Raw genomic sequence first — 13,777 nt, 5'->3', positions numbered from 1 at the left:
CTGTAGGAGTGAGCCTGCTCGCGATTGAGTGCGTAGCACTCACCAAGGTCAATCATGCTCAACCCCCAGCAGAATTCGGCCACTGGAGCAGGTCGCCGTGTCATTGCGATAAGCGAAATACAGTTTGCTGCGTTCGGGATCAAAGCGCAGGTGCAGCTGGATTTCATCGCCGGGGCGCACCAGTTGCTGGAATTTCAGCACTTCCATCCCGGCAAACGGGCCAGTCAGGTTGAGCAATTGGCGACCGAGGTTCAGCGCCCATTCCACCTGCACCACGCCTGGTAATACCGGGGCTTTAGGGAAGTGCCCACTGAAATAGGCCAGATCCGGCGGTACGCTGAGTTGCAGGCTCCACTCGCCATCGGTTTCGACCTGCTCCAAGACTTCCGGCGCTTTCGGACGTGGGGCTATCAGTAACGCTTCGACGTCGGCTTGAGGCAGTTTGCCTTGGCTGTTCAGCGGCAATTGCCGCACCAGCCGCCAGCGCCGCGGCAGGGCCAGCGCTTCACAGTGCTGGCTCAGATGCTTGCGCAGGCCTTCAGTCAGGCTGCGCCGGCCGTGTTCGCGCAAGGCAAACAGACCCGAGTCGCTGAGGACCAGCAAGGCGCCCAGCGACGCACGGTTTTCCTGCACCACACCCAGACGCGCTTCGGCGACCCAGTCATGAGCGACCAGGGCTTGTTCGAGCATCGGCAGGGAGATGCGTTTCTCTTCGAGTTTGACGATCCGGTCCAGCCGTCCGAGCAGTTCGAAGCGGCCATCGGCGGCGATTCGCGCGGCATCGGCGGTGTGCTCGATGTGTCCGGCGGGCAGGTAGGGCGAGGCGACCAGCAGCGCGCCGTCGTTGTCCTGACTCAGTTCGACACCGGCAAACGGTTGCCACAGCGGCTGGCCCTGACGCCAGGCGATACCACCTGTTTCCGAGCTGCCGAGGATTTCGGTCGGCCACTGTTGCAGGCGTTGCTGCAGGCTTTGCGCGGCGTCTGCCGGTAGCGCGCCGCCAGAGGAAAACACCCGGCGCACGGCGCTGAGGGCAGGCCAGTCAAGGTTATCGCCCATACGCTTGAGCAACGCCGGGCTGGCGACCCAGGCGAAGGCCGCATGCTCGCGGCTGGCGCGCTGCAAGTCTTCAGGGAATGCCAGTTGCTGGCGTACGAACGGGCGCCCGGCGCACAACGGCCACAACACCCGAAAGAGCAGACCGTAGATATGTTGGGTGGCGACGCTGCCGATGATGCAGGCCTCACCGAGGTCCGCGCCCCACTGCTGTTCCAGCGCTTCGACCTCGTTGGCCATTTGGTGCAGGGTCTTGTCGATACGCTTGGGTTCGCCACTGGAGCCGGAGGTACACAGGCTCAAACGGCACTGGTCGAGATCCAGTTCGGCAGCGGGCAATGCCGGCTGATAAAGGTCTTCGAGCTGCGCGTCATCGGGATGATCGGTCAGCCACAGATCGACCTCAGCCGACCAGCGCTGACGCGTTTGCGCCTGCAAGTCGGCCGGCAGCAACACGCTGGCACCTGCGCGCCAAGCACCGAGCAGTGCGACGGCCAGTTCGGCGGCATCTTCCAGATGCACAGCTAGGCGCTTCACGCCCTGCGCTTGCAGGCCGGCGGCGACGCTCAACGCCTGCTCGCACAGTTGCGCGTGATCGAGTGCCGGCGCAGCGCAGATCGTTCGTGCCGGCACAGCCTTGAGCAACAGCTGCTCAAGTTTTATCCAGTTCATGTACGGCCTCTTACCCGTTGTCGTATCAGCCATTCAATGGCAAACATCAGGCCGATCAATCCATAGGAGATCAGGCCGGTGTACAACATCCACCAATTCAGCGGCGCCCACAGGGTCAGGAGGGCGGCGCACAAACCGTTGCAGAAGAAAAACACGCTCCAGGCCACGGTGACCTTGCGTGTGTAGCGAATTGCGATGTCCGGCAGTTCTGGCTCACGCAGGCGCGCCAGGCGTTCGACCATTGGTGGGCCGTATTTCAGGCTCAGGCTGAACAGCACCAGCATGAAGCCGCTGATCAGCACCGGATACCAGCGCAGCAACAGCGGGCTGTCGAACAGTGCCAGCAACAGGCAAAACACGATCGCCACGCAAGCCATCCACAGGCTGCCGGGCTTGCGCTCGCCGGTCAGCGCCCGCGCCAGCCACAGGCTGCCGAGCAACAGGCCGAACTGCCACGGAGCAAAATGCTCCATGCCGAAATACACCGCAAAGGGGTACAGCAGACCGGCCAGCAGCAGGCCGAGGCCGATCAATCGGCTCATGCGGCCGGTTGAACCAGACGGTAAACCGCCTCGACCACGTCACCGACCGTGCGCACTGATTTGAATTCTTCAGCGGCAATTTTCTTGCCGGTCTGACGCTTGATGTGGTCGATCAGATCGACCGCATCGATGCTGTCGATTTCCAGATCCTGATACAGGTTGGAATCCAGGCTCACACGGGCCGGATCCAGTTCGAACAGCTCGACCAGGGCATCGCGCAGGGTGTTGAAAATGTCGTCACGAGTTTGCATGGTCCGGTCTCAAGCTGCTTTTTTTGCCGTGACGAAGGCCGCAAGGCTCGCCACGTTAGTGAAATGGTTGCGGGTGTCTTTGGCGTCGGCGTCGATTTTGATGCCGTACTTTTTCTGGATCGCCAGACCCAGTTCCAGCGCGTCGACGGAATCCAGGCCCAGGCCTTCGCCGAACAGCGTTTGTTCATCGCCGATGTCGTCGACGCTGATGTCTTCGAGGCCGAGGGCGTCGATGATCAGCAGTTTGATGTCACGATTCAGATCGCTCATCTTCGGCGAGCTCCTTAATAAAGTAAGAGTGCAAATAATCGTTGAGCTTGCGCGAGGCTTGCGGTGCAGGCCCCTGCGCGGCGAAGGCTTGTGGGTCTATATCGGCCCCGACGCGAAAACTGAAGTGCACGCGGCGAGACGGGATCCGATACCACGGTTCGGCTTTGGTCAGCGTGGTCGGGTTGACCTTGATGATCACCGGGGTGAGGATTTTCGCACCGCGCAGGGCAATCGCCGCCGCCCCCCGATGAAAGGCGGGTGGCTGTCCCGGCTGGGTGCGCGTGCCTTCGGGGAAAATGATCAGCGTCTGGCCGTTTTGCAAGGATTGGGCGGCGGCATCGAGCATGTCCATGCTGCCGTCGTTGCTGATGTATTCGGTGCTGCGCAGCGGCCCGCGAGTGAAGGGGTTTTCCCACAGGCTTTTCTTCACCACGCAATTGGCCTGGCGAACCAGACCGATGAGGAATACCACGTCGATCAGTGACGGGTGATTGGCGATGATCATTTGTCCCGGACGACCGAGGCGTTCGGCACCTTGAATGTCGTAGGTCAGCACGCCGGTGCGAGCCATGAACCGCACGAAGAACCAGAACAGCCGACTGACGGTCTGCCGCGCACGCTGACGATGGCGGAGCGCGTCACCGGGCAGGCAGCCCAGCAGCGGGAACACCAACACGCGCAGGCACAGCCCGCCGAGCCCGAACAGGGCGAAGCTTGCGGCGGTGGCCAGCAGGCGCCAGTAATAGGCGTCGCGGTTTTTCTCGGTTACAGGCTGCGTTGCCAGGTCCATACGCGATTTTTCCAGGCATGTTGGCAAAGGGGTTGCTGGCCGAGCAGGGTTCGCAGCAGATTGAGCGCGTGGGGCCAGTGCGCGTTGGACAGTGCTTCTGTGGTGCTGTTCAGGGTCAGCCGCCAGTCGGTACCGGGGGTGAGCAGCAGGCCTACGGCGTACGGAAACGGCACGTCATCGATCCACTTCGAGTAGGCGACGGGCGGCTGTTCTTCGGTGATCACCAGCAGCACGGCGGGGGCGCCCTCATTCAACAGGGCAGCGGCTTCGAGCATGCCGTGTTCGAGGCCGTCGCCCGCCGCAGCGAGGGCGGTCATTTCGCTGGTCTCACCGCGCATGATCGACCACAGGCCGATGATCGCGTTGTGCACCGAGAGGCTGAACTGGGTCGGCGACAGCGGTTGCTCGGTCGCCAGATCGCTGAGGATCTCGTAAGTGCGCGGGGTTTCACCATGACGCGAAACGAACACCAGCGGCAGATTCTCCCGTCCGTCGGCCAGAGGCCAGCCAACGCTGAATGCCATGCGTGCCAGTCGGCTGAGGCGACGGCGCTGCATGGCCGGCAAAAACGACACATCGGGCGCGGCATCACTGCTCTGGAGCACCACCGGTTGTCGGCTCCAGGCCTGCCAGGCGTCCACGCTGTCGAGCCCGGGGGCCCACGCGCGCCATTGGGCGATGTTGAAGTTGATCACGGACATTCATCCCGCCCCTGCGGGCTTGTATTGACGCGTTGAATCACCAGAACCGCGACGGGCGTGGCGTGGCGCTTGGCGCCGAGTGGCGCGCATTATCCCGGTGCGACGAGTGTGTAGCAAATGCTGGTTACATTTTGTGCAACGAAATGTACCGATTGGTTCGCGGTAAAACTGTCATTTGGCCATTATCCAGATTGTCAGCGGCTTGTCTGTCGGGCATGGCGAAGATCAATGACAGTTTCTACGTCGCGCATGCGGCGATATTTGCACCGGACTTTGTAGTCCGTGTCCGTGGAGGTAGCGAACCGAGGCCACGCGCATCTACACTCGGTCATTCTTTGATACACGGAGGTTTGGTCATGCGGCGCGTGGTGTTCAATCAGAAAGGTGGCGTAGGCAAATCCAGCATTGCCTGCAATCTGGCGGCGGTCAGCGCCAGCGAGGGTTATCGCACGTTGTTGGTGGATCTCGATGCCCAAGCCAACTCCACTCAGTATCTGACCGGGCTCACCGGCGATGACATTCCGATGGGCATTGCCGACTTCTTCAAGCAGACGCTGTCCTCGGGGCCGTTCTCGAAGAAGAATCAGGCGGATATCTACGAAACCCCGTTCGACAACCTCCATATCATCACCGCCACCGCCGAATTGGCCGACCTGCAGCCCAAGCTTGAGGCCAAGCACAAGATCAACAAGCTGCGTAAGTTGCTGGATGAGTTGTCCGAGGATTACGACCGGATCTACCTCGATACCCCGCCGGCGCTGAATTTCTATGCGGTATCGGCGCTGATAGCTGCTGATCGCGTGTTGATTCCTTTTGATTGCGACAGCTTCTCCCGTCAGGCCCTGTACGGCCTGATCGCGGAAATCGAAGAGTTGAAGGACGACCACAACGAAGGTCTGGAAGTCGAAGGTATCGTGGTCAACCAGTTCCAGGCCCGGGCCAGCCTGCCGCAACAGATTCTCGACGAGCTGATTGCCGAAGGATTGCCGGTGCTGCCGGTGTACCTGACCAGTTCGGTGCGCATGCGCGAGTCGCACCAGGCCAGCATGCCGCTGATCCACCTCGATCCGCGCCACAAGCTGACCCAGCAATTCGTCGAGTTGCATAACCTGATCGAAGGGCACTGATCTCTTGAGCTACGCAGATCCCCTGTAGGAGTGAGCCTGCTCGCGATGGCGTCCGTCCAGCCAACATCTATTTGACTGACGCAGCGCCATCGCGAGCAGGCTCACTCCTACAATTGGTTCGGTGGTGGGTCAGATGCCCTGGCTACGCAGCCACGCCATCAATTGCGGCAGCGGGAATGCGCCACTCTGCCGCGCCACCTCGCGGCCGTTCTTGAACAGAATCAGACTCGGAATCGAGCGAATCCCCAACTGCGCCGACAACTGCTGATTCGCCTCGCTGTCGAGCTTGGCCAACCGACACTTGCCCGCCAACTGTGCCGCCGCCTGCTCGAACACCGGCGCAAACGACTTGCACGGCCCGCACCACTCCGCCCAGACATCCACCAGCAACGGCAAATCACCCTTGATCTGGCTGGCGTAATCGCCTTGCTTGAGTTCGAACGGTTTGTTCAGCAGCACAGCGGATTTGCAGCGTCCGCACTTGGGCTGGTCCGCAAGGCGCTCGGCGGGGATGCGGTTGAGGCCATTGCAGGAAGGGCAGGGGATGAGGAGTGGGGTGGTCATGAGCGAAATCCGGAATTGAGCTGATAACACCTAGTTGGAGACGTTTGCTCATATTTTCAATCGTGCAGGCTCTCGCGTTGTGCCTAGTCTGAAGGCGACCAGGCGAGCCCGTTGGTCTGCTTAGCTGTATCGCAACTTGCGATATTTTTGGTTTGTGATTAACTCCCCATAGCAAAATGCGATAAGGATGTTGCATGCATGTCATCACTGGAAAACGGATACGAGAAGCTAAGAATAAATGGCCGGCAGCCGCTAGTGCGCTGGATCACTGGCTTGAAGTGGCAAAAGGATGCAAGCCAACAGACTTTGCAATGATGAAGGCACTGTTTCCCGCTATCGATAAGGTGGGAGATTTTCATGTTTTCGATATTGGCGGTAACAAACTGAGGCTGATTGCCTGCGTCAGATATCGACCTCAAAAGCTGTACATCAAGCACATATTGGATCATCGCGAATACGACCGCGGCAAATGGAAGGAGGGAAGGGCATGAGTGTTCTGATCAAAAAAGCTGCCGAGCACTGGGAGTTCGTTTCGCCGTTGCTGCGCAAGCCGAAAAACGAAGACGACTACGACGCGCTGGTTCAGGCACTTGACGAGTTGCTTGAAATGACTGGCGATGACGAGTCTCATCCGTTGATGAGCTTGGTGGATATCATTGGTGACTGGATTGAAGAATGGGATCAAACGCATCACCCGGTCCCGAAACCTCCGGGTTTTGAAGTATTGGGATATCTGATGCGTGAGCATGGTTTGACCCAGAGCGACTTGCCTGGAGTGGGCACTCAGTCAGTCGTCTCTGAGATCCTGAGCGGCAAGCGGCAACTAAACCTGCGACAGGTTCGATGGTTGGCTGAGTACTTCAAGCTGCCTGTAGACGTGTTTATCTAGGCCGCCTCAGGAAGAACAACTGATCTCCAAATGCTTGCCCCACTCCGGCGGCCGCTCGGCATAACCGTCCATCCCCGGCTGCTCTTCAAATGGTTTGCTCAGCACCGCGTGCAGCCGGCGTACTTCTGAGTAATCCCCTTGCTCTGCCGCGTCGATGGCTTTTTGCGCCAGGTAATTGCGCAGGATGTATAGCGGATTGACCGCATGCATCCGCGCTTGGCGCTGCGTTTGATCAGCATCGCCATCGCGGGCAACCCGGGCGACGTAGCGTTCACCCCAGGCATCAAAACCCTTGATGTCGACGAAGTCATCACGCAACCGGGCGACGGCCTGTTCGGCCGATTCTTCACCGAGTCGGCGGAAGAACAGCGTGTAATCGACGCCGCTGTTCTGCATCAGTTGCAACAGGTCTTCCAGCAGCTTCTGGTCATTGTCCTCGGCCGTGGTGAAGCCGAAGCGGCGGCGCATCAGGTCGAGGTAGTGCGCCTGAAACAGCGGCAGATACAAGCCGAGGGTTTCGCGCAGGGCTTCAACGCTGATGAACGGCGTCAGTGCCTGAGCCAGCGCACTGAGGTTCCACTGGCCGACCGGCACCTGATTGCTGAACGAGTAGCGGCCCTGATCATCGGAGTGGTTGCAGATGAAATTGGCGTCGAAGTCGTCGAGGAAGGCGAACGGGCCGAAGTCGAAGGTGATGCCGAGGATCGACATGTTGTCGGTGTTCATCACACCGTGGCAGAAGCCGTAGGCCTGCCATTTGGCGATCAGTCCGGCGTTGCGTTCGACGATTTCGCGGAACATCGCCAGGTACGGTTCCGGCTGTTCCAGACATTCCGGGAAATGCATCGCCAGCACGTGTTCGCCGAGTTCTTTCTGCTGCTCGGGGCGCTTGGTGTAATAGAAGTATTCGAAGTGGCCGAAGCGGATGTGGCTCGGCGCCAGACGCAGCACCATGGCCGCGCGTTCCTGCTTTTCGCGCCAGACCGGCGTATCGGAGCCGATCACGCAGGCTGCCCGTGAGGACGGGATGTTCAACGCGTAAAGCGCTTCGGAAGCCAAAAACTCACGGATCGACGACCGCAGCACCGCACGACCATCGCCCATGCGCGAAAACGGCGTCTGCCCGGCGCCCTTGAGGTGCAAGTCCCAATGCTCGCCGGCCGCGTTGTACACCTCGCCCAGCAGCAGCCCGCGACCATCACCCAGTTGCGGCGTGTAGCCGCCGAACTGATGCCCTGAATAGACCATCGCTCGCGGCTCGGCATCGGCCCACAGCTTGTGGCCGCCGAACAGTTCGGCGAATTCGTTGGTTTCGGCGGTCGCCGGGTCGAGATCCAGCAGGGCCAGCGCCGCCGGGCTGGCGACGACCAGACGCGGATTGTCGATCGGCTCGGGCAGCACGTGGGCGGAGAACGCATCGCCCAGGCGGGCGAAGCGATTGTCGAAGGTCAGTTCGTCGAGGGCTTTCAAGGGCCGGCTCCAGCAGAATGTCCGAGCATTCTGCTGGGATCAGACCGGTTAGTCGAGTTTGGCCGGCGGCGGCTCTTGCAGCGGTTTCTGATCGTCGGCGATCGGCACGATGGTTTTGGTTTCCGGTTCGATCGGCACCATCTTGTATTCCTGGCCGTGCAGGTTCTTCAGGTAAACCTCCATCTGGCGGAACGAGATGTTGATGTGCTGCTTCTTGAACTCGCGGTTGATGAAGCGGTTGACCTCATCGAGCACCGGGTTGCGGTCACCGAGGTCGCGCACGTGCATGCGCAATTCGTGATCCAGCGTGCTTTCGCCGAAGTTGAGGAAGTACACGTGTGGCTCGGGTTCCTTGAGTACGCGCGGGTTCTCGCGAGCGGCCTTGAGCAGCAGTTCCTTGACCAGATCCAGATCGGAACCGTAGTCGACGCCGAGTTTCAGCGTTACCCGAGTGATGGTGTCGGTCAGCGACCAGTTGATCAGTTGCCCGGTGATGAACGTCTTGTTCGGGACAATGATGTCCTTGCGGTCGAAGTCGGTGATGGTCGTGGCGCGGATGCGGATCTTGCTCACCGTGCCCGAGAGGTTGCCGATGGTGATGGTGTCACCGATCCGCACCGGACGTTCGAAGAGGATCATGATGCCGGAGATGAAGTTGGCGAAGATCTCCTGCATACCGAAGCCGAGGCCGACCGACAGCGCCGCCACCAGCCATTGCAACTTGTCCCAACTCACGCCGAGGGTCGACAGGGTCGAGACGAAGCCGACGCCGGCGATCACATACGACAGCAACGTCGTGGTCGCGTAGGCACTGCCCTGCGCCAGATTGAGCTTGGACAGCACGAACACTTCGAGCAGGCCTGGCAAGTTGCGCGCGAGGGCGAAGGTGATGCCGATGATGATCAGCGCGCCGAGCATGTCGCCGATACTGATCGGCACCATGCTCATGTTGGCGCCGGTGCCGCTGGTGTATTCGTAGAGAGTGATGTTGTCGAGGTACGAGAACACCGAAATCAGGTCCGACCAGACCCAGTACAGCGCGGCGATGAAGCCGCCGAGCAGGGCCAGACGGATCAGGCGCAGGGACTGTTCGTTGACCTTTTCGATGTCCAGCGTCGGCTCTTCGATCACCGCTTCGCCGTCGCCGGCCTCTTTCGCCGCCTGACGCTTGGCCAGCGCACGCTGGTAGGCCAGACGTCGCGCAGCAACACTCAGGCCGCGCACGAAAGTTGCCTCGATCACCAGCCAGAACATCAGCAGGTACAGGGTGTTGATCAGGCGATCACTGAGTTTCAGCGCGGTGTAGTAGTAGCCGAAGCACACCGCGACAAACAGGGCGATCGGCAGCAAGGTGAACATCACGCCGACGGCCTTGCGGAACAGCGAAGTGTTCTCGTGGGCCGGGCTGCTGATCAGCAAGCGGCTGAGCAGCCATGCCATCAGGGCGTAGCAGGTCAGCACCACCGGCATGCCGAGTACGTCGTCGGCCAATGCCGCCGGTTGCAGTTCGGCCACGGCGACAATGGTCACCAGCGCCATGACCACCAACCCGAGTCGACGGATCCAGCCCTGAAGGAATTCGACCTGTGGCTTTTCCCAGCGGAAGTGCAGTTCGGCCACGCCGCCCGGCGCCAGAATCCGGTACGCGGTGTAGAACACCAGCCACGCTTGCCCCATCTGCAGCAGTGCCGCACCCATGTTGGCGTTCTGTCCACGGGCGTCGATCTGCAATGCCAGTCCGCATAGCGCCAAGCCCAATGCGACCGGCATCGCCAGCAGAATATTGATCAGGATCGCCTGCGGCGTGTGCCACTGGCTGTCGCGTTTAAAGTGGCCGATGTCCTGGTGAACCTTGTTTAGCCGCGCGTACAGATTCTTGCGTCGCCACAGCAGTGCACCGATCAACAGCGCCAACGGCAGGAACAGCAGCGGTCGCTGGATCAGACCATCGGTCAGCTCGCTCAGACTGGAGGCCCACGGCAGCGTATCGATCTGACGCTTGAGGCGCTCCGGTACACTGCGCATCCACTCAAGGTCCAGCGGCTTGTTGCTGGGAATCCAGAACATTTGCTCATCGAGGGTCGCGCGCAGGCTCTGCGCGGTGCTCAGCAGCTGTTTCTGATTGAGTTGCAAGGTGATCGATTCGTTGAGCACTGCGCTCAATTCGCGGTTCAAGCGTTCGAGCAGATCGGCGCGGGTATTGGCCAGATCGAGCAGGCTTTTGCGCAGTTGCGGGGTGACTTGTTCAGGCGGTTGCGTCGCCAACAGGTTGTCGACGTAGGTCGACGGGTTGCTGAGCAACTCACGTTGCTGGCTGACTTCGAACTGGTACAGGCGAATGTCGGCGATCTGATCCGCCAGGTCACGGTCGACCTTCAAGCGCGGCAGTGCCTGCTTCTGCTTATAGAGAATCTTCGACAGCAGCAGGCTGCCCTTGAGCACGTTGATCTGCTCGTCGAGCGCCGAGTCGCTTTGGGTCAGGCTGTCGAGTTGCTGCTTGGTCTGCAGGTTCTGCTGGGTGACTTCGTTGAGGCGGTCGGTGCTTTTCAGCAGATAGTCCGAGAGCTTGAGGTTGGCGGTGCTCTCACTCGCGAGCAGGCTGCTGCCACCGGACTTTTGCGCCTCGATCGATTGCTGGGTGACCGTCTCCTGAGACTGCGCCAGACGTTTCTGGTTGATCAGGGTTTGCAGTTCCTGGATCTCGCGGTCGAGGCGGTCGGACTTCTCCGCGAGCAAGTCATGCTGGGCGTTGCCCAGATCCTGCAACTGGCTGTTGCCGGCCAGTTCCTGGCGGCGCAGCGGGATCAGCGCGTTCAGCGCCGCCAGCTCGGCGTTGAGCTGGTCACGCTGTTCGGCGCTGACGGTCTTGCCCGCGTCCTTGCCGGATTTGAGGATGTTATTGATCTGCTGGATGCGCGTCTGGCTGGCGGAGATTTCTGCCTGGGCACGTTCCGGACGCGTCTGTGCGGTGATGATCAGGCTGTTGGCGTCGGCCAGGGCTTTCTGCAGATCGCTTTGCTGAGTGGAGCGATCAGTGAGGATCTGCTCCAGTTGCTGGATCGATTCCCTGGGGAAGCGTTGCGCCACCGGTATCACTGCCGTGGCCTTGAGGCGCGTCAGCTCGCGGGTATTTTCAATCGTTTGCTTGGGCGCGGTCGCCAGTTGCTGCTTGAGATCGACCAGTTTCTGTTCGTAATCGCGCTGATTGTTCAGCTGATTGAGCGTGCTCTGCAGGATCGTTTGCAGACTCTTTTTATCGGCATCCGGCAGTTTGCTGTCGGCGAGCTTGTCGAGGCTGGCCTGCACGGCGTCGCTGGACGGTGGTTCGGCGGCGTACAGGGGGCCGACAGTAAGACTCAGGCCCAGCAGGGCCGCGACGAAAAAGGAACGCAGGGTAGGCATAGAGACCGGTCGAGCAAGTGAGAGTGGACGCAGTTTAGAGGAAGAGCCCGGGGCCCGGGCGACTTCCTTCGGGGAATCTGACGCCCACTTTACCGATCTTGTTCCCGTCCATGACCGCGACGGTCCAGTGGGTGTTGTTCCACTCCACCTGGTCGCCGACGATGGGGGCACCACCGACCTTGTGGGCAATGAAGGCGCCCAGGGTCATGTCTGGATCGATGCCTTCGGCCGGCAGCCCATAAAGCGCTGCAACCGCTTTAAGCTGGGCGTCTCCTTCGAGCACGAAGTCGCCGAAGAAACGCAGATCGAGGCCGCGTTGCGGTGCCTGGCTGAACAGTTTGCCGAGGGCGCCGAGGTTGTGTTCATGGCCGATAACGCACAGCAAATCATCGACTTCCAGCACCGTACTACCCGACGGATGGAGCAGTTGCTGGCCACGAAACAGCGCCGCGATACGTGTGCCTTCGGGCATTTTCAGCTCGCGCAAGGGTGAACCGATGCACCATTTTTCCGCGCCGAGCTTGTAAACGAACAGTTCCCACTCGCTGGTGATGTGCACTTCCAGCGCTGATCGGGAGATCGGCGCGGGCTCCGGCGGCACCGTCACTTTCAGCAGCTTGGCGACCCACGGCAGGCTCGTGCCCTGCACCAGCAGCGATACCAGCACGATGAAAAACGCGAGGTTGAAGTACAGCTGTGCATTCGGCAGCCCGGCCATCAGCGGGAACACCGCGAGAATGATCGGTACCGCACCGCGCAGGCCAACCCAGGAAATAAACGCCTTCTCACGACCATGGAATGCCTTGAACGGCAGCAGGCCGACCATCACCGACAGCGGCCGCGCGAACAGAATCATCCACAGAGCCAGACCGAGTGCGGGCAGGGCGATTGGCAGCAAATCGTGCGGCGTCACCAGCAGCCCCAGCACGAGGAACATGCCGATCTGCGCCAGCCACGCCATGCCGTCGAGCATGTGCAGAATGCCGTGACGGCTGCGCACCGGACGGTTGCCGATGACCAGGCCGCACAGGTAAACGGCGAGGAAGCCGCTGCCGTGCAGGGCGTTGGTCAGGGCGAATACCAGCAGACCGCCGGCGATCACCAGAATCGGATACAGGCCGGCCGCCAGATTGATCCGGTTGACCAGTTGCAGCATCAGCCAGCCTCCGCCCAGACCGATCACGCCGCCGATGCCGAACTCGCGGATCAGGTGAGTCAACAGGCTCCAGTGCAGGCCGGTCTGGCCGCTGGCGAGCATGTCGATCAGAGTGACAGTGAGAAATACCGCCATCGGGTCGTTGCTGCCGGATTCGATTTCCAGGCTGGCGGTCACCCGTTCGTTCAAGCCTTTGCCACCGAGCAGCGAGAACACCGCTGCGGCGTCAGTGGAGCCGACGATGGCGCCGATCAGCAGGCCTTGAATCAGATTCAGATCGAACAGCCACGCTGCCGCCATGCCGGTCAGCCCGGTGGTGATCAGCACCCCGACCGTGGCCAGCGATAGCGCCGGCCACAAGGCTACGCGGAAACTCGACACTCGCGTGCGCAAACCGCCGTCGAGGAGGATCACCGCCAGTGCGAGGTTGCCGACCAGATAGGCCGTCGGGTAGTTATCGAAAATGATTCCGCCGCCATCGACCCCGGCGGCCATGCCGACCGCGAGAATAATGACCAGAATCGGAATGCCGAGACGCGAAGACAATGAACTGACAAGAATGCTCGCACCTACCAGCAACGCGCCGATCAAGAACAGGCTGTTGATGGTCGTCGCATTCAAAGGCAGTACTCCAGAAGCGGAAAGACGGGCACAAACTGACCATGCAGTCTGCGTGCCAGCGATTCTAACCTGTTGAAATGTGATGCTGTCAAAAAGGTTTTTACGCTGGCGTGTTCGGGATTTTGGTTCGGCTGAAGATTGCAGCCCTCACCCTAGCCCTCTCCCAGGGGGAGAGGGGACTGATCGAGGTGTTTGTGCGAGGTACATCGACCTGAAAATTCTGAGTCGAACTCAGGTTTGAAAAGCACAAAGATCTGCTCCCTTTC

At 60.5% G+C, this 13,777-nt stretch carries 13 protein-coding genes; 3 read left to right on the top strand and 10 right to left on the bottom strand.

What is annotated here, in order from left to right; all coding sequences use genetic code 11:
* Positions 1-48 precede the first annotated feature (48 nt).
* Genes ACIPIZ_RS26410 through ACIPIZ_RS26385 form a run of 6 tightly spaced genes read right to left on the bottom strand, consistent with a single transcriptional unit; the run spans position 49 to position 4,282 of the window.
* On the bottom strand, positions 49-1,728 hold the full coding sequence (locus tag ACIPIZ_RS26410) for an acyl-CoA synthetase family protein (RefSeq protein WP_064388845.1): 1,680 nt from the start codon (positions 1,726-1,728) through the stop codon (positions 49-51).
* Positions 1,725-2,270: a hypothetical protein gene (locus ACIPIZ_RS26405; RefSeq protein ID WP_064388844.1), complete on the bottom strand. Its 546-nt coding sequence runs from the start codon at positions 2,268-2,270 to the stop codon at positions 1,725-1,727. The genes ACIPIZ_RS26410 and ACIPIZ_RS26405 overlap by 4 nt, the downstream gene beginning before the upstream one ends.
* Entirely contained in the window at positions 2,267-2,521 is a 255-nt protein-coding gene (locus tag ACIPIZ_RS26400) for an acyl carrier protein (RefSeq protein ID WP_064388843.1), read from the bottom strand. The genes ACIPIZ_RS26405 and ACIPIZ_RS26400 overlap by 4 nt, the downstream gene beginning before the upstream one ends.
* A 9-nt stretch (positions 2,522-2,530) precedes the next feature.
* Positions 2,531-2,791 (bottom strand): phosphopantetheine-binding protein, encoded by a 261-nt coding sequence (locus ACIPIZ_RS26395; protein ID WP_064388842.1) that lies wholly within the window; start codon positions 2,789-2,791, stop codon positions 2,531-2,533.
* Complete coding sequence (locus ACIPIZ_RS26390; RefSeq protein ID WP_064388841.1) at positions 2,772-3,581, bottom strand: 1-acyl-sn-glycerol-3-phosphate acyltransferase; 810 nt, start codon at positions 3,579-3,581, stop codon at positions 2,772-2,774. The genes ACIPIZ_RS26395 and ACIPIZ_RS26390 overlap by 20 nt, the downstream gene beginning before the upstream one ends.
* Positions 3,557-4,282, bottom strand: coding sequence for a beta-ketoacyl synthase chain length factor (locus tag ACIPIZ_RS26385; RefSeq protein ID WP_064388840.1), 726 nt, complete (start codon positions 4,280-4,282; stop codon positions 3,557-3,559). Before ACIPIZ_RS26385 ends, ACIPIZ_RS26390 begins: the two co-directional genes overlap by 25 nt.
* Before the next feature lie 356 nt (positions 4,283-4,638).
* On the opposite strand from ACIPIZ_RS26385, the gene ACIPIZ_RS26380 reads away from it, so the two are divergent.
* The gene (locus tag ACIPIZ_RS26380; RefSeq protein ID WP_064388839.1) at positions 4,639-5,409 is read left to right on the top strand and encodes a ParA family protein; all 771 of its coding nucleotides are present in this window, start codon (positions 4,639-4,641) and stop codon (positions 5,407-5,409) included.
* A 129-nt stretch (positions 5,410-5,538) separates the two neighbouring features.
* On the opposite strand, the gene trxC is transcribed toward ACIPIZ_RS26380, so the two are convergent.
* A complete protein-coding gene (trxC, locus tag ACIPIZ_RS26375) occupies positions 5,539-5,973 on the bottom strand; it encodes a thioredoxin TrxC (RefSeq protein ID WP_401168360.1) in 435 nt (144 codons plus the stop codon).
* Positions 5,974-6,167: 194 nt separating this feature from the next.
* Here trxC and ACIPIZ_RS26370 point away from each other — a divergent pair, with 194 nt between their 5' ends.
* Positions 6,168-6,464 (top strand): type II toxin-antitoxin system HigB family toxin, encoded by a 297-nt coding sequence (locus ACIPIZ_RS26370; RefSeq protein ID WP_105705990.1) that lies wholly within the window; start codon positions 6,168-6,170, stop codon positions 6,462-6,464.
* Positions 6,461-6,862, top strand: a complete 402-nt coding sequence (locus ACIPIZ_RS26365; RefSeq protein ID WP_064388836.1) for a type II toxin-antitoxin system HigA family antitoxin — start codon at positions 6,461-6,463, stop codon at positions 6,860-6,862. Before ACIPIZ_RS26370 ends, ACIPIZ_RS26365 begins: the two co-directional genes overlap by 4 nt.
* A 6-nt stretch (positions 6,863-6,868) precedes the next feature.
* On the opposite strand, the gene selO is transcribed toward ACIPIZ_RS26365, so the two are convergent.
* The 3 genes from selO to ACIPIZ_RS26350 are packed head-to-tail and all read right to left on the bottom strand — an operon-like array spanning position 6,869 to position 13,511.
* Positions 6,869-8,332 carry a protein adenylyltransferase SelO gene (selO, locus tag ACIPIZ_RS26360; RefSeq protein ID WP_401168357.1) on the bottom strand — a complete coding sequence of 488 codons (1,464 nt, stop codon included), beginning with the start codon at positions 8,330-8,332 and terminating at the stop codon, positions 6,869-6,871.
* A 48-nt stretch (positions 8,333-8,380) separates the two neighbouring features.
* Positions 8,381-11,734, bottom strand: a complete 3,354-nt coding sequence (mscK, locus tag ACIPIZ_RS26355; protein WP_064388834.1) for a mechanosensitive channel MscK — start codon at positions 11,732-11,734, stop codon at positions 8,381-8,383.
* A gap of 34 nt (positions 11,735-11,768) precedes the next feature.
* Positions 11,769-13,511 (bottom strand): potassium/proton antiporter, encoded by a 1,743-nt coding sequence (locus tag ACIPIZ_RS26350; protein WP_105705986.1) that lies wholly within the window; start codon positions 13,509-13,511, stop codon positions 11,769-11,771.
* Positions 13,512-13,777: the final 266 nt, after the last annotated feature.

The organism is Pseudomonas sp. NPDC087690 (genome assembly GCF_044743175.1).
In the GTDB taxonomy this organism is placed as follows: domain Bacteria; phylum Pseudomonadota; class Gammaproteobacteria; order Pseudomonadales; family Pseudomonadaceae; genus Aquipseudomonas.
The sequence above is the reverse complement of the archived record's forward strand: the minus strand, read 5'-3'. Positions and strand labels throughout refer to the sequence as shown.

Coding starts and splice junctions, on each gene's coding strand:
- ACIPIZ_RS26410 (WP_064388845.1), bottom strand. CDS start 1,728: ATGAACTGGATAAAACTTGAGCAGCTGTTGCTCAAGGCTGTGCCGGCA.
- ACIPIZ_RS26405 (WP_064388844.1), bottom strand. CDS start 2,270: ATGAGCCGATTGATCGGCCTCGGCCTGCTGCTGGCCGGTCTGCTGTAC.
- ACIPIZ_RS26400 (WP_064388843.1), bottom strand. CDS start 2,521: ATGCAAACTCGTGACGACATTTTCAACACCCTGCGCGATGCCCTGGTC.
- ACIPIZ_RS26395 (WP_064388842.1), bottom strand. CDS start 2,791: ATGAGCGATCTGAATCGTGACATCAAACTGCTGATCATCGACGCCCTC.
- ACIPIZ_RS26390 (WP_064388841.1), bottom strand. CDS start 3,581: ATGGACCTGGCAACGCAGCCTGTAACCGAGAAAAACCGCGACGCCTAT.
- ACIPIZ_RS26385 (WP_064388840.1), bottom strand. CDS start 4,282: ATGTCCGTGATCAACTTCAACATCGCCCAATGGCGCGCGTGGGCCCCC.
- ACIPIZ_RS26380 (WP_064388839.1), top strand. CDS start 4,639: ATGCGGCGCGTGGTGTTCAATCAGAAAGGTGGCGTAGGCAAATCCAGC.
- trxC (WP_401168360.1), bottom strand. CDS start 5,973: ATGACCACCCCACTCCTCATCCCCTGCCCTTCCTGCAATGGCCTCAAC.
- ACIPIZ_RS26370 (WP_105705990.1), top strand. CDS start 6,168: ATGCATGTCATCACTGGAAAACGGATACGAGAAGCTAAGAATAAATGG.
- ACIPIZ_RS26365 (WP_064388836.1), top strand. CDS start 6,461: ATGAGTGTTCTGATCAAAAAAGCTGCCGAGCACTGGGAGTTCGTTTCG.
- mscK (WP_064388834.1), bottom strand. CDS start 11,734: ATGCCTACCCTGCGTTCCTTTTTCGTCGCGGCCCTGCTGGGCCTGAGT.